Raw genomic sequence first — 16,563 nt, 5'->3', positions numbered from 1 at the left:
CCCCTCCCCCACCTGCCCCCACCTGGTGTGTCCAGGCGCCTGGAATCCCAGGGCTTTTCCCGGGCTCCGGTGGAGGAGAGGACAGAGCAGGCTGGCATCCGCTTTGCTCAAGGGAGGCCGCTGATGAGTCCCCGCCCCCTCGCGCTTTTGCTGTGCCTGCTCTGCGCCGTGCCCGTCTGGGCCGCGTCCGGGCTGGAGGCGGCGCGCTCGCGGGCGCAGGCGGCGAGGACGGAGGCGCGCTCGCTACGCACCCAGCAGCAGGCGCTGCGGGACGAACTGCAGGGCGTGGCCGCGCGAATCGAGGCGCTGAAGGCGGAGCGCAAGGGTCGGCTGACGACGGGCACGGAGCTGGAGGCGGCGCTGCGGCGCTCGCAGGAGCTGAGCGGCTCGCTCACCGGACTGGCGCAGTCGGTGTCCACGGCGGAGGGCGAGTCGGAGCGCGCGCACCTGGCGCTGCATCAGGCACTGTCGGACGAACTGGCGCGGCTGCGCGGCGCTTGGGACCAGACAGCGGACCGGGGCCAGCGCGCCACGCTGTTGGAGGCGCTGCGCACCACTCGCACGGAGCGGGACGCGGTGCGCGCGGCGCTGCCGGCCTCGCGGGTGCCCATGATGGACAAGGCCACCGCCGGCGGAGATGACCCGGAGGACCTGCTGGAGCAGGCGGACACGCTGCGTGACGCCGAGGACAAGGTGCGCGAGCGCCTCAAGTCCCTGCGTGCGCGCATCACCGAGGTGCGCGAGGAGAAGGACCTGGACCGGCGCATGAGCGACTTCCTCGGCGAGGAATCCATGTTCGACGAGCAGGACCGTCGGCTGCGGCTGCGCATGCGCTCGGACCGGACCCTCAGCGTGGCGCCCAGCGACCGGGGCGGAGGCTTGTTCGCCGGAGAGGCAGATGTCTCCGGGGGCTCGCCGCCAGGGGAGGGCACCGACACCCCGGGCATTCCCACCACGCCCCAGCCCGGCACCGGCAGGGACCCCGCGCTTCCGGAGCCCGTTCCCGCGCGCGCCACGGACCGTCGCCCGCAGGTGGACGGCGTGCGCGCCCAGACACTCGCGGCCGGCGGCCCGGTGGACCTGGCGGCGATGGAGGCGGAGGCGAAGCGGCTGGAGGCCCTCGCCCACGAGCTGGACGGCCGGGCCGGCGCGCTGGAGCACCGCGCCCAGGAACTGGCGACGCCCTAGAGCAGTCCGGACTCGACTTCCAACCGCACCACCGCGCGCAGGCGGACTTCCCGCTCCGGCGTGCGGCCCTTGCCGCGGATGATGATGCTCATCGTCGGCGCGGACACGTAGGGCTGCATTTCCACGTCCCCCAAATCCAGTCTCAGCGTGGGGTTGGGCGGACGGAGATTCGAGCGCGCCAGGTCGTTCTTCCAGGCGATGCGCGACTCCCGGTCTCCCGCTCGGACGAAGAACTCCACGTTGTCCAGGAAGGTGAAGTCCACGTCGTTGGGGCTGAGAATCTGGAGCGACAGGGAGTCGACGTGGACGGACGTCACCTCGTCCTTGGAAAGCCCCTGGTTCTTGAAGTCCTGGTTCTGGTCGAAGTCCATCCCCGCCAGGCTGCTGATGGGGGGAAAGGCGTTGAGCTCCGTGCTACCGCCGGGCAGGGTCGCGGGCACGGTGGTTTCGCCCCTCACCTCGGTGATGAACGAGGACTGGGCGCAGGCGGCGAGTCCCAAGCCGACCGCCGCCGCGAGAAGTGAGACAGGGCGCATTCCACCAATGTACCGGGCGGCCGGCGTGACGTCACTGCCGCCAACCTGGCGAACGGGCCCGCCCTCCCGCGAGTGGGGCGTGCAGGCACGAGGCCGGCTATGTTGCCCGGCGTCGTGTCCCGCTCCCGCCCTACCCTCCTGGTCCTCCTCGTGTTGCTCGCCGCTCGGCCCGCGTCCGCGGTCGAGTGGGAGGGCGCGCTGAAGGGCACCGCGCGGCTGCTGGTGGACACCAACGCGCCGCGCGACTTCTCCGACGGCAGCACGCCCTCGCCTGGAGCGGACCCGGCGCTGAGCGTGCTGGGCTCGGCCGAGGGGCGCGCGACGTTCGAGCGCACCCAACTGGTGGGCCGCTACGAGCTGGGCGCGCGCAAGTACGTGGGCTTCTCGGATGAGGACACGCTCATCCAGACCGGGGCCCTGGAGGCCTCGCTGGCGCTGGGCACCGAGTTCGGCCTGGGGGCGGAGGGACACGCGAAGGACCGGCGGGGCGGCACGCGGGCGTACTCGGACCTGGGAGCAAGCGTGTTCGCCGAGTACGCGCCGGACGTGCGACTGGCGCTGCGGGTGCGGGCAGGCGCGCGTCGTTTCGTGTATCGGCCGGATAAGACAGCCAACTTCGGCGGGGCGGAGCTGGGCGTGGTGGGCCGCTACCGCTTCGACCGGCGCCACAGCCTGTCGCTCTTCGGTGACTGGGGCGCGCGCCGCTACGGTCCCCTGGCCCGGCCCAGGCCCGGCGCCTCCGGTGCTTCGTCCCTGGGCCGGCGCGAGGATGGCGCGCTCACGGCGGGCGCCAGCTACAACTACCGGGGCCCGGTGACGCTGGGGCTGACGTACGCGTACCAGGAAGTCACGTCCAACAGCTTCGGGGAGACGGTGCTGCGCCACCGCGTGACGGGCAACGCGGGGGTGCGCCTGCCCTGGAAGGTGACGCTGCTGGCGCAGGGTTCACTGGGCATCACCCGCTATCCGGATGGCATCTACCTGTCGCCCGAAATCATCCTCGTCGAGGAGGACGAGGGACAGAACTCCCTGTCCCTGAAGCTGGCGCGCCCGGTGTCGGAGCGGGTGGACCTGGAGGTGTCCTGGGGCCTGTGGAGCACCCGGCTGCCCCGCAATCAGCTCTCCTACTCGCGACAGGTGTTCGGCGTCGGCTTCACCTGGCGGGACTGAGCAGGCCCGGCGAGGACTCGAAGGCCCTCGTGTTCATCACAGGTCGGAGATGCGCTCGTCGATTTCCTCGGCGAGCCCCGGGTGGCCCTGGGCCAGGGCGTGCTCACGGGCCTGGGTGAGCACCTCGCGGGCCCGCGCCACCTGCCCGGCCCCGGAGAGCGCGTCCCCCAGGGAGACCAGGGCCGCGGCGTAGGTCGGGTCCAGGCGCACGGCCGCCTCCAGGGCAGACGCCGCCTCGGCGTACTGCTTTCGCTCCAGGTACAACTTCCCCAGGGAGAAGTGGCTCATGGGGGAGTCCGGGAAGTCAGCGGCCATCTTCTTGAACTGTTCCAGGCGGGCGTCGCTCATGGACAACACCCCATAGAGGACCCATGCCGTGTTGCCAAGGGTGCGGTAGGGTGCGCCGCACATGGCAACGAAGAAGAAGACGACCCCACGAAAGAAGAGCGCGACCAAGGCCAAGGCCCCGGCGCGGAAGCAGAAGAAGACGGCGACGGGCAGGACGGCCCCCAAGGGCAAGGCTCCCGCTCCCAAGAAGGCGCCGGCTCGCAAGAAGACCCCGGGCAAGGTCCCCCTGAGGGCGAAGAAGAAGGCGAAGCTGCCAGGCGCCGCCCAGCAGAAGGCGGGCCCGGCGGAGAACCCGCAGGCGCAGGCGCTGGCGCGGCGCATGGCCCAGCTGCTGCTCGACAAGAAGGCGCTGGACGTCGTCATCCTGGACGTTCGGGGCATGACGTCCTACGCGGACTACATCGTCATCGCCTCCGGCGAGAGCGACCGTCAGGTCAGCGCGATGGCGGAGAACGTCCACGTGCAGCTCAAGCAGGGCGAGCAGCCGGTGCGCGCGCTCGGCACCGAGGGCGTCGAGACGGGCCAGTGGGTGTTGCTCGACTACGGCGAGGTGGTGGCGCACCTGTTCCTCGCGGACCTGCGCGCGCACTATGACCTGGAAGGTCTCTGGGCGGACGCGAACCGGGAGAAGGTCTCCTGAAGGTCCGCCTCCTGACCATCGGCAAGGACCGCTCGGGTCTCTACGAGCCGGCGGTCCAGGAGTACGCCCGCCGCCTGGGCCACTACACCCGCTTCGAGCTGGTGGAGCTGACCGAGGCGAGCGGCAAGAAGCTCAAGCCGGGCGACGCGAAGGCCGCCGAGGCGGAGGCGATTCTCTCCAAGCGCAAGCCGCAGGACTGGGTCATCGCGCTGGACGAGCGTGGCTCGCTGCTCGACTCGGTGGAGCTCAGCCGCTACGTGGGCAAGGCGCAGACGGGCGCCAAGGACCTGCTCTTCGTCATCGGTGGTGACGAGGGGCTGGACTCGAGCGTGCGGGACGCGGCGAACCTCACGCTGTCCCTGTCGAAGATGACGCTGCCCCACCGGCTGGCGCGCGTGGTGCTCGTGGAGCAGCTCTACCGCGCGTTCACCATTCTCAAGGGCGAGCCGTACCACAAGTAGCCCACCAGGCGAGCAGGCGGCGGGAGCGGGACTCCGGGCCCTGCCGCGCTCGCCTGCGTCAGGCCCACCAGACAGGGGGCGTCAACGGGCCTCATGAGCACCGCCGGCACCCAGGCCCCCCTGACGTCTCCACCCGCGACCGTCCGCATCATCGCCTCGCCCCAATCGTGGGTGGAGGGAGAGGCGGTGCGGCAGTTGGAGGCCGTGGCGCGCCTGCCCGGCATGAGGCACGCGGTGGGACTTCCGGATTTGCACCCGGGAAAGGGCGCGCCGGTGGGTGCCGCCTTCACCTCGGAAGGCATCCTCTATCCGTACCTGGTGGGCAGCGACATCGGCTGTGGCATGGGGCTGTGGGACGTGGGGATGTTGGCGCGCAAGGCCAAGGCGGAGCGTTGGGCGGCGAAGCTGGACGTCGAGGGGACCTGGAGCGGAGACGCGGAAGGCTTCCTGGCGGAAGAAGGCGTGAAGGCCTCCGGGTTCGAGGCGGCGCTGGGGACGGTGGGCGGCGGCAACCACTTCGCGGAGGTGCAGCGGGTGGACGCGGTGCACGACGCGGAGGGCTTCGCGGCGCTGGGGCTGGCGGCGGACCGGTTGCTCCTGCTGGTGCACTCGGGCTCACGCGGACTGGGCGAGGCGATTCTCCGGGCCCACGTGGACCGGCATGCGGCGGGCGGGTTGCTGGAGGACTCGGACGACGCGCGGGCGTATCTGACGCGGCATGACCACGCGGTGGCGTGGGCTCGGGCGAACCGGGCGCTGGTGGCGCGGCGGGTGCTGGATGGGATTGGCGCTCCGGCCCGTCGGGTGTTGGATGTCTGCCACAACAGCGTGACGCCTCGGCGGGACGCGGGTGGCACGCGGTGGCTGCACCGTAAGGGCGCGGCGCCCTCGGACGAGGGGCCCGTGGTGATTCCGGGCAGCCGTGGCGCGCTGAGCTATCTGGTGGTGCCGCTGGGGGATGGGACGGGCAGCGCGTACAGCCTGGCGCACGGCGCGGGCCGCAAGTGGACGCGCACGGCCGCCCGCGAGCGCATGAAGGAGCGCTTCACCGCGGAGTCGCTCACGCGCACCCCCTTCAAGAGTCACGTCGTCTGCGAGAACAAGGACCTGCTCTTCGAGGAGGCGCCGCCCGCGTACAAGCCGATTGACCGCGTGGTGACGGACCTGGTGGAGGCGGGGCTGGTGCGGGTGGTGGCCACCCTGGCGCCAGTGCTGACGTACAAGACGCGCTCCCGCGAGGAGTAGCGCGGCCCCGAGCCCGGAAACGGGGTGGTCCGGTGCTTTTTGCCCTCTCCGTCCGGCGCCTGCGTGGTTAGGGTTCGGGCATGACTGCCGCGCACAAGGTCCTGCTCTGCATTTTGGATGGCTGGGGCATCCGTCACGAGCGAGAGGCGAATGCCATCCTCCTGGCCGGAACCCCGCACCTCGACAAGCTGACGAGCCCCTACCCGTTCACCGAGCTACAGACCTCGGGATTGGCCGTGGGCCTGCCCGAGGGGCAGATGGGCAACTCGGAGGTCGGCCACACCAACATCGGCGCGGGCCGAATCGTCTACCAGGACCTGGTGCGCATCAACCGCGCGGCGGAGTCCGGGGAGCTGGCGCGAAACCCCGTGCTGCGCGCCGCGATGGACGGCGTGAAGGCGGACAGCAAGGCGCTGCACCTGTTGGGGCTGGTGTCTCCGGGTGGCGTGCACTCGTCGATGGAGCACCTGTACGCGCTGCTGAAGGCCGCGCGTGAGCGGGGCGTCGCGCACGTCTACGTGCATGCGTTCCTGGATGGGCGCGACACGCCGCCGCAGAGCGCGCTGGGCTACGTGGAGGAGCTGGAGCGCTTCCTTCACGAGACGCACACGGGGCGCATCGCCACGGTGAGCGGGCGCTATTACGCGATGGACCGCGACAAGCGCTGGGACCGCGTGCAGCTCGCGTACGAGGCGCTGGTGTACGGCAGGGGGCCCAAGGCTCCGGACGCGCTGAGCGCGATTCGCGCGTCGTACGCGGAGAAGGTGACCGACGAGTTCGTGAAGCCCACGGTGCTGGCCAGTGGGGACGGCACTCCCGTGGGCCGCATCCAGGATGGGGACACGGTGCTGTTCTTCAACTTCCGCGCGGACCGCGCGCGGGAGCTGACGCAGGCGCTGGCGTACCCGAGCTTCAAGGACTTCGACCGGGGTGGGCTGCGGCTGGGGCGCTACGTCTGCATGACCCAGTACGACGAGACCTTCGATTTGCCGGTGGTCTTCGCGCCGGACCAGCCGCAGGACATCTTCCCGGAGCTGCTGTCGCGTCAGGGCTTGCGCCAGTTCCGCACGGCGGAGACGGAGAAGTACGCGCACGTGACGTTCTTCTTCAACGGCGGGCGCGAAGTCGTCTACCCGGGAGAAGACCGGCACCTGGTGCCCAGCCCGCGTGACGTGAAGACGTACGACTTGAAGCCGGAGATGTCGGCGCGCGAGGTGACGGCGGAGCTGGTGCGTCGGCTGGACTCGGGCACGTATGACTTCGCGCTGGCGAACTTCGCCAACCCGGACATGGTGGGGCACAGCGGCCGGCTGGACGCGGCGATGCAGGCGGTGCGCGTGGTGGACGAGTGCCTGGGAGTGCTCGGCAAGGCGTGCGAACGCAACGGCTGGGTGATGGCCATCTCCGCGGACCACGGCAACTGCGAGCAGATGGTGGACCCCAACACCGGCGAGCCGCACACCGCGCACACGCTCAACCCGGTGCCGTTCCACCTCATCCATCCCGCGTTCCGGGGGCAGAAGCTGCGCCCCGGCATCCTCGCGGACATCGCCCCCACGCTGTGCAAGGTGATGGGCCTGCCCCAGTCCAAGGAGATGAACCGGCAGGGCGTGCTGCCGTGAGGCCTATCGCGTCGCGGGGCGCGGGAGCCCCGAGACGCGCACGGCTTCCTGCAGGAGGGCCCGAAACCAGACGTGCTTCGGGTCCCGCTCATGCCTCGGGTGCCACGACAGCTCCATCTCGATGTTGGGCAGCTCGAAGGGAAGCGGTCTCACCACGATGCCCCACTCCCGGGCTCGCGCCTGGGCAAAGCTGCGCGGCAGGACGGTGATTCGGTCCGAGGCGGCGAGCAGGGGCATCGCCAGCGCGAACGAATTCACGACGCGCGCTATCCTCCGGGTGAGTCCCTGCGTTTCGAGCAGCGCGTCCACCGCGCCCCGCTGAGTCCGCCCCAGGGGCGCGACGAGGAGGTGCTCGGCCGCCGCGAAGCGCCGAATCGTCCACGGCCCCTTGAGGAGCGGATGCCCCTTGCGGAGCACGCAGACGAAGTCGTCCAGGAACAGCTTCTCCGACGAGAGTCCCCGCTCCCGGGCAGCCCCCGGCATGATGGCCAGGCCGTCGTTCTCTCGCAGGAACGCCGCGAGGTCGACCGTCATCGTGTGGACGGAGAGACGCGCTCGTGGAGCCCGCGCGGTCAGCAACCCATCGAGCGCTGATAGCAGGACCTCCGCCACGCGGTCCGAGGTCGCGAGGATGAGTTCGCCGTCGTACGCGCTCGGCTCGAACGGCACGCCCACGACGAAGAGGCGCTCCGCGGCGGCCAGGACTTCACGCGCGGGCCCGCGAAGCTGCTCCCCCAGAGCGGTCCTCGTGAGCGTCCGCCCTGTCCGGACCAGCAGCGCGTCATCGAAGTCGCGGCGCAGACCTCTCAACGCATTGCTCGCCGCCGCGGGCGTGATTCCCAGTCTCCGCGCGGCCCGGGCGACATGGCCCTCCTCCAGCAGGAAGTGGAGTGCACGCGCGTGGTTCAGGTCGAACGTCGAGACATTCATTTCATGAAGCATAGGCCTTCCGAACATCAAGTTCCGCGAATGGCTCAGTGGACTTACTCCTTTCCGCATGAAAACCGTGACCTACGAACGCTTTGGTGGTCCTGACGTCCTGACCCTCTCCGACGTGGCCCCGCCGGCTCCTCGCGCCGGGCACCTCGTCGTGCGCGTGCGTGCCGTGTCCATCAACCCGCTCGACGGAAAGATTCGGCGAGGCGATGCCCGGCTGCTCAGTGGCACGAGGTTCCCGAAGACCCCGGGCCTCGATTTCGCGGGTGTGGTGGAGCAGGTGGGTGAGGGCGTGTCCGGCTTCCGCGTCGGGGACGACGTCTTCGGCGGCATGGGCTCCTTCAAGGCGGGCTACCTCTCCGAGCACATCTCCGTCCCGGCGCGAGTCGTCGCGAAGGTGCCCAGGTCGCTGGACGCCGTGCAGGCCGCGGCCGTCGCGGTCGTCGGACTCGCGGCCCGGACCGCCGTGCGAGCCGTCGCGCGCATCAAGGAGGGTGACCACGTGCTGCTCAACGGCGCCAGCGGAGGGCTGGGGCCGTACGCCCTCCAGCTCGCCAGACGGGCGGGGGCACACGTCACGGCGGTCAGTGGCACCGACGGCGTCGCGTTGGCTCACGAACTCGGCGCTGACACGGTCATCGACTACCAGCGCGACTCCATCCTGGCGTCAGGGAAGACCTTCGACGCGGTGCTCGACCTCTCCGCGCGGCTTCCCTTCAGCGAGGCTCGCGCCCTCCTGGAGCCCCACGGCGTCTACGTCGACTTCGAGCCGGGCCCCTGGAAGCTCGCCAGCGCCGCCGTCCAGAACCCGTTCCGCGCCCAGAAGCACCGCTTCGTCATCACCCAGTCCACCACGGCCGCCCTCGAGGAACTGGGCCGGCACTTCGACGCGGGCGAGCTGACTCCTGGCCCCACGCAGGTGTTCGAGCTCTCCGACCATCGGCGCGCCTTCGAGGTCGCCGAGAAGCGTGGACTCGTCGGCAAGGTCGTCATCCGGCTCGGTGACTGAGTCAGGGACAGTCCGTCACCGCGGTGGGTCCCCGGACAGAAAGGCCCTTCGACCGCGAGCCCCTCGTGGATGGCACCGAGCGTCGAACCAGACGCTGGCCGTGGGCTCACCCACGCGCTTCGTCATCGGGCAGCAGCGTGCACAGCAACGCGTCGTCGGGTCCGAGCGGGCGCCAGCCGGAGGGCGGTGGAGACGTCCGGAGCGAGACGCGGGCGTTCTCGACGCGCTTGCGGTGCGTCTCCGGGATGTCGGTGGACCAGAAGGTCAGCAGCTTGGCGACCACGAAGCGGGACTCATCGTCCATGACCTCGGGCCAGCCATTCGGAAGGTACTCGGCCATGTTGCGCACCAGCGCGTCGCGAACGAAGCGGGTGACCTGCTCGCGGGACTCCGCCTCGGAGCGCAGCACGCTCAAAATCTGGAGACCGGCGACCTCTCCCTTCCCGAGCTCATCCGCCAGTCCCATCAGCGAGACGGCGGGCCGTGCATCCGCGAAGGCGGTCAGCGAGTCGTAACCCCGCTCGCGGACCCGCGCATACAGGCGAACCCTCCAGTTCCCCTGCCAGACCCGCCCACCGCTCATCTGCGTCTCCCTGGGATGAAGTTCATCGGGACGCCGTGCAACGTCATGCGCTCCGCAACGATGTCGAGGAACCCGGTGGCGCGTCAACATCCCCCCGGGTGCGGGGGCATCACCGCCAACTCCTGACTCGACAGCGTGGCACCCTCGCTGCAAGGCACGCCCCGCATGCTCAGAGCCCTGCTGGACGTCCTCTACCCTCCCGCATGCATCGCCTGCGCGAGAGTCCTTCCCGGTCCCGGGGCCTTCTTCTGCGAGACGTGTGACACGGCCCTGGAGCGCTTGCCTCCCGGGTGCTGCCGCACCTGCGCCGAGCCCGGCACCTTCCCTGGCGGCTCATGCCCGCGCTGCCGGGCCCACCCTCCACCCTTCTCCCGCGCCTGGGCCCCCTTCGCGCACGAGGGCCCCCTGGCGCGAGCCATCCACCGCTTCAAGTACGAGGACCATCCGGAACTCGCCGAGCCCCTCGCGGAGTTGCTTGCGGACGAGGCGAGGAGCTTCCTCTCCCGGGCTCCGGACCGCGTGGTGGCCCTCCCCCTGCACACGCGCCGGTATCACTCGCGCAAGTACGACCAGGCCCAGTTGCTCGCGGGCTCGTTGGCGAAGTGCGTGGGCCGACAAGCCCCGGTGGGTTGGCTCACACGCACGCGAGAGACACAGCGACAGGTGGGTCTCACCGAAGCGGAGCGCGCCGACAACGTCGCGGAGGCCTTCACCGCGTCGTCCGACGTCACGGGACACGAGGTGCTGCTGCTCGACGATGTCTTCACCACCGGCGCCACGGCCCGCGCCGCGGCCATCGCCCTGCACGCGGCTGGCGCCACCCGCGTCGAAGTGCTGACGCTCGCGCGCGCCTTCACCCTCACCTGAGCGAGCCGCCCGAAACCCACGTGTCACGTTGAGACACCCGCACGTCACCAGACCCCCACGTGCTGAAGCTGTCACACCGCGTCATCTGCAACGGGGTCAACAACAACTCACGCCCGGGTCAAACACAGCTTCGGGCTGTCTTTCATTACCCATCTTCCACGCGCACGCGTCCCGTGGTCTTGCATACTTGCCGTGGTGACAGATTTCCCATCCGCTCCACGGCTCAGTTCCCCCACTGAGAATGGAGTCCGAGATGAAACACCCCCTGTTGAGCACGTTCGCCGTGGCTGGTGCCGTCTGCGCTCTGGGCGCCCCCTCCTCCGCCGAGGCCCAGGTTCCTCCTCCGAGTTGGGTCCGCCAGCTCGGCGCCAACATCGATGAGCAGGCCCAGGCTGTCGCCGTCTCCGGCAACAGCGTCTACGTCGTGGGCCACACCTCCAGCCAGCTTGGCCCGGAGCCGAAGGCCGGTGGCCTGGACGTCTTCCTCGCGAAGTACGACACCGCCGGCACGTTGCAGTGGGTGCACCAGCTGGGCACCGCGCAGGATGACCGCGCCACGGCCGTGGCCACCGACGCGGCCGGCAACGTCTATGTCACCGGCCACACCTTCGGCGGCTTCGGCTTCTACGCGAACGCGGGCGGGCTCGATTACTTCGTCACCCAGTACGACGCGCAGGGCAACCAGCAGTGGCTGCGGCAGAACGGCACGCAGATGGATGACTTCGCCACCGGCATCGCCGTCGCCGACAACGACAAGGTCTTCATCTCCGGCTACACCGGCGGCAGCTTCGCCAACGGCGGCAACCCCAACAACTACGACATCATCGTTGCGCTCTACGACGACGGCGGCAACCCGTACTGGCTCCAGCAACTCGGCTCGCCCAGCAGCGACATGGCGCGCGGCATCGCCGTGACGTCCACCTATGAAGTCTACGTGGTGGGCAACACGTTCGGCAGCCTCGACGGCGTCACCACGCCCGTGGGCACCGACATCTTCCTCATGAAGCTCGACATCCTCGGCGCCCAGCAGTGGGTCCGCCAGGTCGACAGCTCCGACCTCGACGACGCCAAGGGCGTCGCCGTGAGCGCGGACGGCGGTGTCTACATCGCGGGTGAGACGTTCGGCACGCTCGACGGCAACACCAACAATGGCCTCATCGATGTGCTGCTCGCGCGCTATGACGCCTCCGGCAATCGCGAGTGGAGCCGCCTGCTCGGCGGGACGCAGACCGACTACGCGTTCGGCGTCGCCGTCGCCCCCAATGGCACCGTGCAGGTGACGGGCTACACGACCGCTTCACTGGACGGCAACGCCTACGCGGGCTCCCAGGACGTGTTCCTCTCCCGCTTCGATGCCTTCGGCAGCAAGATTGGCACCCGCACGCTCGGCACGAACCGCTCGGACATCGGACGGGGTGTGGCCGTGGATGCCTCGGGAAACGCGTACGTCACCGGATTCACCTTCGGCGGCCTGGCGGGCAACCCCAGCGCCGGCGGCTACGACGCGTTCCTCTGCCGCTTCTGAAGGAATCCGGCTCTGCCGGCACCCACACGGAATTCATAGACACGCATCGCCGCGCCCTTCTCGGTAGCCAAACGCGAGGGGCGCGGTAGCCTCGCGGCATGCGCAGGCACCTCCTCCTCCTCGTCCCCGCGTTGGTCTCGCTTCACTGTACCCACGCCACCGAGACCACCGTCCCCTCCAAGCCCGAGGCCACGGCGGCGGCGACGCCCGAGTGGCCCGAAGCCCAGCCCCCCGCGCTGCGGCTCCCGGACACCGTCCAGCCCACCCACTACACGCTGGACATGAAGCTGCTGTCCTCGGAGCCGACGTACTCGGGCACCGTCACCATCGACGTGGACGTGCGCGAGCCGGTGCGCCAGGTCTGGCTGCACGGACAGGATTTGGACGTGAGCGCGGCCCGCGTGGAGAAGGACTCGCGCACGCTGGAGGCCCGGGCCGTCACCGCGAGCGACGGACGACTCGGCCTGCTGCTGCCGGAGACGCTCGCGCCTGGACGCGCGCGCATCGTCATCACCTTCTCCGGCAAGGTGGATGCCGAGCGCAGCCGGGGCATCTACTCGCAGGAGGAAGGCGGCAACAACTACCTCTACACCTTCTTCGAGCCGGTGGACGCGCGCCGCGCCTTCCCCTGTTTCGACGAGCCGACCTTCAAGGTGCCCTGGCGGCTGCGCTTCACCGTGAAGGCCGGTGATGTGGCGCTCGCCAACCACGCCATCGAGGCGAAGGAGACGCTGCCCGACGGGCTCCAGCGCATCACCTTCCGCGACAGCAAGCCCATGCCCAGCTACCTCGTGGCCTTCGTCGTGGGGCCCTTCGACGTGGTGGACGCGGGCACCACCGGCCGCAACAAGGTGCCGCTGCGCTTCATCGTCCCCAAGGGTCGCGGCCCGGAGACGGCGTACGCGGCCAGCGTCACCCCGCGCATCGTCACCGTGCTCGAGGACTTCTTCGACCAGGCCTACCCGTACGAGAAGCTCGACGTCGCGGTGGTGCCTCGCTACTGGGGCACCATGGAGCACCCGGGCCTCGTCGCCCTGGGCCAGCCCCTGACGCTCATCCGCCCCGGTGAAGAAACGCTCCAGCGCCGCAAGTGGTACGTCAACATCGCGGGCCATGAACTGGGCCACTACTGGTTCGGCAACATCGTCACCTGCCGCTGGTGGGACGACATCTGGCTGAACGAGTCGCTGACGTCGTGGCTGGACCGCAAGCAGATGGATGGGTTCGACCCGAGCTGGGGCTTCGGTCAGGACGCCAGCACCCACGCGCTGTCCGGCGCCATGAGCGCGGACGAGCTCGCCGCCGCGCTGCCGGTGCGCAAGCCCGCGACGACGCATGACGAGGTCATCGGTTCCTTCGACAACTCCACCACCTACGCCAAGGGCTCGGCCATCATCGGCATGTTCGAGTCCTGGCTGGGACCGGACAAGATGCGCGACATGCTGCGCACCCACGTGCGCAAGCACGAGTGGGGCACCGCGACGTCCGACGACTTCGCCACCACGCTCTCGGAGACCGCCGGCCCCGACGTCGCCCGCTCCTTCCGCAGCTTCATCGACCAACCGGGCGCCCCCCGCGTCTCCGCCCAGGTGCAGTGCGACGCCGGCAAGCGGCCGAAGCTGAAGCTGTCCCAGGAGCGCTACCTGCCCGCGGGCTCCAACGCCTCCAAGGACCAGACCTGGTCCGTCCCCGTGTGCGTGCGCGCGGGTGTCGGCGCGGAGGACGTGCGCGTCTGCCAGCTGCTCTCCGAGAGCACGGGAGAGCTGGAGCTGCCGCTCGGGAAGTGCCCCCAGTGGGTCCTGCTCAACGCGGGCGGCATGGGCTACTACCGCGCGGGCTACTCGTCCCAGCAGCTCACCCAGGTGCTCGCCGCGACGCAGAAGACGCTGTCGGTGCCGGAGCGGCTGGCGCTCCTCGCGGACGTGGAGGCGTCGGTGCGCCGGGGTGACCTGCCGCTCGGCGAGGCGCTGAAGATGGTGCCGGCGACCGCGTCCGACGCGAGCCGCTCCCTCGTCATGGGCGGAGCCCGCCTGCTCTACCTGGTGAACGAGGACCACCTCACCCCGGCCGAGCGCGCGCGCTTCCGCACCTGGGTGGGGCAGCTCTACGGCGCTCGCGCCAAGGCCCTGGGCTGGTTGCCCAAGAAGAACGACAGCGACGAACTGAAGCAGACGCGCTCGCTGCACCTCGCCCTGGCGACGATGACGGGACACCACCCCGCGCTGGTGCGCGAGGCCCAGGGCCTGGCGACCCAGTGGCTCGCAAAGCGCGACAGCGTGGACCCGGAGGCCGTGCCGCTGGTGCTGTCGGTGGCCGCGCGCAACGCCGACCGCGCCCTCTACGACACGCTGCTCGCCCGCGCGCGCAAGGCGGAGGACCGCAACGAGCGCAGCCAGATGATCAACGTGCTCGCCAGCTTCCGGGACCCGGCCCTGGTGAAAGAGAACCTGACCCTGGCCATGACGGAGTTCGACGTGCGCGACGCGCGCCCGCTGTTCGCCGGGGCCTTCTCCGAGCCGGAGACGCGCGAGGTGGCGTGGAGCTTCTACCGCGAGCACTTCGACACGCTCGCCACCCGCGTCCGCTCGGACGAACTGGGCTGGCTCATCGCGATGACGGGCTCGCTCTGTGACGACAAGCACCGCGCGGAGCTGGAGGCCTTCCTTGGCCCCCGCGTCGACAAGCTGGAGGGCGCGCCGCGCGCCTACGCCCGGGCGCTGGAGTCCATCCGCCTGTGCGTGGAGTCGGACCGCCTGCAGCTCGAAAGCGTGCGGTCCTTCCTGCGCCGCCCGCCTCCCGTCACCAGCACTCCGGCGAAGTAGGATTCACCGCAGAGGCTCCCTCGTCAGTTGAGGGAGCCTCCCGCCGCGTCAGGCCGACAACGCCCGCCCGGAAAGCCCGTTCCACCCACCGGGTGGACCGCGCTAGACATGCGCCATGTTCGACGCCGCGCGATACATGGAACGCATCCAGGCCCCCGCCGACGCGTCGCTGGCCACGCTGCACCGGGCGCATCTTGAGTCGGTGCCGTTCGAGAACCTGGACATCCACCTGAGCCGCCCCATCCGGCTCGACACGGACGCCCTCTTCGACAAGGTCGTCACCCGCCGGCGCGGCGGCTTCTGCTACGAGCTCAACGGCCTGTTCTCCCGGCTGCTCACCGCGCGTGGCTACAGCGTCACGCCGCTGTCCGCGCGTGTCGCCTCCGACGCCAGGGACGGGACGTTCGGCCCGGAGTTCGACCACCTGACGCTCCAGGTGGAGGACGGGGGCGAGCAGTGGCTCGTCGACGTCGGCTTCGGAGAGGGCTTCCTGGAGCCCTTGCGCCTGGACGAGCGGGGAGTGCAGACACGCGCCGGACGCGACTACCGGCTGGCCGCCGACGGCGCGGGGCTCTTGCTGTGGCGCGACTCGGAGCAGGGCTGGGAGGCGCAGTACGCGCTCTCCCTCGTCCCGCGCGCGCTGGAGGACTTCACCGGCATGTGCCACCACCACCAGACTTCGCCGGAGTCCATCTTCACGCAGCGACGGCTTTGCACGAAGGCGACGCCGAAGGGCCGCGTCACCCTCAAGGAAGGCGCCCTCGTCATCACCGAGGGGAAGGAGCGCCGCGAGCTGACCGTGCTGGACGAGGACTCCCGCCGACGGGCGCTCGCGGAATACTTCGGCGTCGTGCTCTAGGGCCCGCGCGAGCTTACGGCTTGTTCATCGCGGCCTTCATCCGCTCGACGCTCTGGATGTACTCCTCCACCGAGTCGAGGCCCACGGCGGCGCGACGCGCGTTCACGTTCGCCGGGTCCTCCAACTGCTTGGGCACCATCTTCCCGTCCACCGGCTCCAACTGGGTGCCGTAACGCTGCGGCTTGTCGGTGTTCACCAGCACCCGGTCGGTGAGGTACGCGAGCTCCTTGGCCGAACCCTCGCCTCGCGCCACGGCCTGCTCCAGCATCGGCAGGACCTGCTCCTGGAACGCCACGTCCTGGTCCGCGTGCTGCACCATCAGCCACGCACTGAAGGTGGCGCGCGCGCCCACCAGGGCCTTGCCCGGCCAGCCCCGCTTCGCGATGACGTCCTTGAGGAAGGCCGTGTTGCTGGCGTCGACCTCGCGCATCTTCGTCTTGACGGCCTCGTCCTTGAAATTCGAGGCCACGAGGAGCTTGCGCACGTCCTGGTCCTCGTCCGCGCGCTTCAGCAGCTCGTCGCGCAGCGCCGGGTCCGCGGCCTCGTACTGCTTCGCGTCGGCCGCGGCGACTCGCTCTGCCAGCGGCGCGAAGCCAGGCAGGCTCCGGATGTTGTCCAGGTCCGGGTCCTTCGCGAGGTGCTTCGCGTCATTGAAGCCCTCGTCCACGGCGCGCTCCAACCAGACCAGCCCCTCCTCGTTCACCTTCGCGAGGGAGGCCACGCAAGCCGCGGTGTAGGCCAGGCTCTTGCCC

16 protein-coding genes are annotated in these 16,563 nt (G+C 70.1%); 11 read left to right on the top strand and 5 right to left on the bottom strand.

The window, feature by feature from the left end; translation table 11 throughout:
• The first annotated feature begins 123 nt into the window (after nucleotides 1-123).
• Entirely contained in the window at nucleotides 124-1,188 is a 1,065-nt protein-coding gene (locus HR086_RS33955) for a TetR family transcriptional regulator (protein ID WP_174467714.1), read from the top strand.
• Here HR086_RS33955 and HR086_RS33950 read toward each other — a convergent pair.
• Nucleotides 1,185-1,724, bottom strand: a complete 540-nt coding sequence (locus HR086_RS33950) for a hypothetical protein (protein ID WP_141642235.1) — start codon at nucleotides 1,722-1,724, stop codon at nucleotides 1,185-1,187. The two genes, HR086_RS33955 and HR086_RS33950, sit on opposite strands and share 4 nt — an antisense overlap.
• A 99-nt stretch (nucleotides 1,725-1,823) precedes the next feature.
• On the opposite strand from HR086_RS33950, the gene HR086_RS33945 reads away from it, so the two are divergent.
• Complete coding sequence (locus HR086_RS33945; protein ID WP_141642234.1) at nucleotides 1,824-2,894, top strand: hypothetical protein; 1,071 nt, start codon at nucleotides 1,824-1,826, stop codon at nucleotides 2,892-2,894.
• A gap of 36 nt (nucleotides 2,895-2,930) precedes the next feature.
• Here HR086_RS33945 and HR086_RS33940 read toward each other — a convergent pair whose 3' ends face one another.
• Nucleotides 2,931-3,242: a tetratricopeptide repeat protein gene (locus tag HR086_RS33940; protein WP_254625020.1), complete on the bottom strand. Its 312-nt coding sequence runs from the start codon at nucleotides 3,240-3,242 to the stop codon at nucleotides 2,931-2,933.
• A 61-nt stretch (nucleotides 3,243-3,303) separates the two neighbouring features.
• On the opposite strand from HR086_RS33940, the gene rsfS reads away from it, so the two are divergent.
• The 4 genes from rsfS to gpmI all read left to right on the top strand — a co-directional run bounded on the left by rsfS (nucleotide 3,304) and on the right by gpmI (nucleotide 7,210).
• Entirely contained in the window at nucleotides 3,304-3,882 is a 579-nt protein-coding gene (rsfS, locus tag HR086_RS33935; RefSeq protein ID WP_174454681.1) for a ribosome silencing factor, read from the top strand.
• Nucleotides 3,879-4,343 carry a 23S rRNA (pseudouridine(1915)-N(3))-methyltransferase RlmH gene (locus HR086_RS33930; RefSeq protein WP_141642232.1) on the top strand — a complete coding sequence of 155 codons (465 nt, stop codon included), beginning with the start codon at nucleotides 3,879-3,881 and terminating at the stop codon, nucleotides 4,341-4,343. The genes rsfS and HR086_RS33930 overlap by 4 nt, the downstream gene beginning before the upstream one ends.
• A gap of 93 nt (nucleotides 4,344-4,436) precedes the next feature.
• The gene (locus tag HR086_RS33925; RefSeq protein WP_141642231.1) at nucleotides 4,437-5,588 is read left to right on the top strand and encodes an RNA ligase RtcB family protein; all 1,152 of its coding nucleotides are present in this window, start codon (nucleotides 4,437-4,439) and stop codon (nucleotides 5,586-5,588) included.
• Between the two features lie 80 nt (nucleotides 5,589-5,668).
• Nucleotides 5,669-7,210 carry a 2,3-bisphosphoglycerate-independent phosphoglycerate mutase gene (gpmI, locus tag HR086_RS33920; RefSeq protein WP_174467713.1) on the top strand — a complete coding sequence of 514 codons (1,542 nt, stop codon included), beginning with the start codon at nucleotides 5,669-5,671 and terminating at the stop codon, nucleotides 7,208-7,210.
• A gap of 3 nt (nucleotides 7,211-7,213) precedes the next feature.
• Here the strand turns inward: gpmI and HR086_RS33915 are convergent, their stop codons facing one another.
• On the bottom strand, nucleotides 7,214-8,140 hold the full coding sequence (locus HR086_RS33915; RefSeq protein ID WP_174467712.1) for a LysR family transcriptional regulator: 927 nt from the start codon (nucleotides 8,138-8,140) through the stop codon (nucleotides 7,214-7,216).
• Nucleotides 8,141-8,207: 67 nt separating this feature from the next.
• Here HR086_RS33915 and HR086_RS33910 point away from each other — a divergent pair, with 67 nt between their 5' ends.
• Entirely contained in the window at nucleotides 8,208-9,155 is a 948-nt protein-coding gene (locus HR086_RS33910; RefSeq protein WP_174467711.1) for an NAD(P)-dependent alcohol dehydrogenase, read from the top strand.
• 106 nt (nucleotides 9,156-9,261) lie between these two features.
• On the opposite strand, the gene HR086_RS33905 is transcribed toward HR086_RS33910, so the two are convergent.
• Nucleotides 9,262-9,738, bottom strand: coding sequence for an NUDIX hydrolase (locus HR086_RS33905; RefSeq protein ID WP_174454676.1), 477 nt, complete (start codon nucleotides 9,736-9,738; stop codon nucleotides 9,262-9,264).
• A gap of 165 nt (nucleotides 9,739-9,903) precedes the next feature.
• On the opposite strand from HR086_RS33905, the gene HR086_RS33900 reads away from it, so the two are divergent.
• The 4 genes from HR086_RS33900 to HR086_RS33885 all read left to right on the top strand — a co-directional run bounded on the left by HR086_RS33900 (nucleotide 9,904) and on the right by HR086_RS33885 (nucleotide 15,811).
• The gene (locus tag HR086_RS33900) at nucleotides 9,904-10,605 is read left to right on the top strand and encodes a ComF family protein (protein ID WP_174467710.1); all 702 of its coding nucleotides are present in this window, start codon (nucleotides 9,904-9,906) and stop codon (nucleotides 10,603-10,605) included.
• A 253-nt stretch (nucleotides 10,606-10,858) separates the two neighbouring features.
• Nucleotides 10,859-12,130, top strand: a complete 1,272-nt coding sequence (locus HR086_RS33895; protein WP_174467709.1) for an SBBP repeat-containing protein — start codon at nucleotides 10,859-10,861, stop codon at nucleotides 12,128-12,130.
• 98 nt (nucleotides 12,131-12,228) lie between these two features.
• Nucleotides 12,229-14,952, top strand: a complete 2,724-nt coding sequence (locus tag HR086_RS33890; protein WP_174467708.1) for a M1 family metallopeptidase — start codon at nucleotides 12,229-12,231, stop codon at nucleotides 14,950-14,952.
• Between the two features lie 115 nt (nucleotides 14,953-15,067).
• On the top strand, nucleotides 15,068-15,811 hold the full coding sequence (locus HR086_RS33885; RefSeq protein ID WP_174454672.1) for an arylamine N-acetyltransferase: 744 nt from the start codon (nucleotides 15,068-15,070) through the stop codon (nucleotides 15,809-15,811).
• A gap of 13 nt (nucleotides 15,812-15,824) precedes the next feature.
• Here the strand turns inward: HR086_RS33885 and HR086_RS33880 are convergent.
• Nucleotides 15,825-16,563, bottom strand: a 739-nt coding sequence (locus HR086_RS33880) for a DUF6624 domain-containing protein (RefSeq protein ID WP_174467707.1), incomplete at its 5' end; no start/stop codon positions are given.

It is taken from the genome of Myxococcus sp. CA039A (assembly GCF_013336645.1).
Lineage (GTDB): Bacteria > Myxococcota > Myxococcia > Myxococcales > Myxococcaceae > Myxococcus > Myxococcus llanfairpwllgwyngyllgogerychwyrndrobwllllantysiliogogogochensis.
The sequence above is the reverse complement of the archived record's forward strand: the minus strand, read 5'-3'. Positions and strand labels throughout refer to the sequence as shown.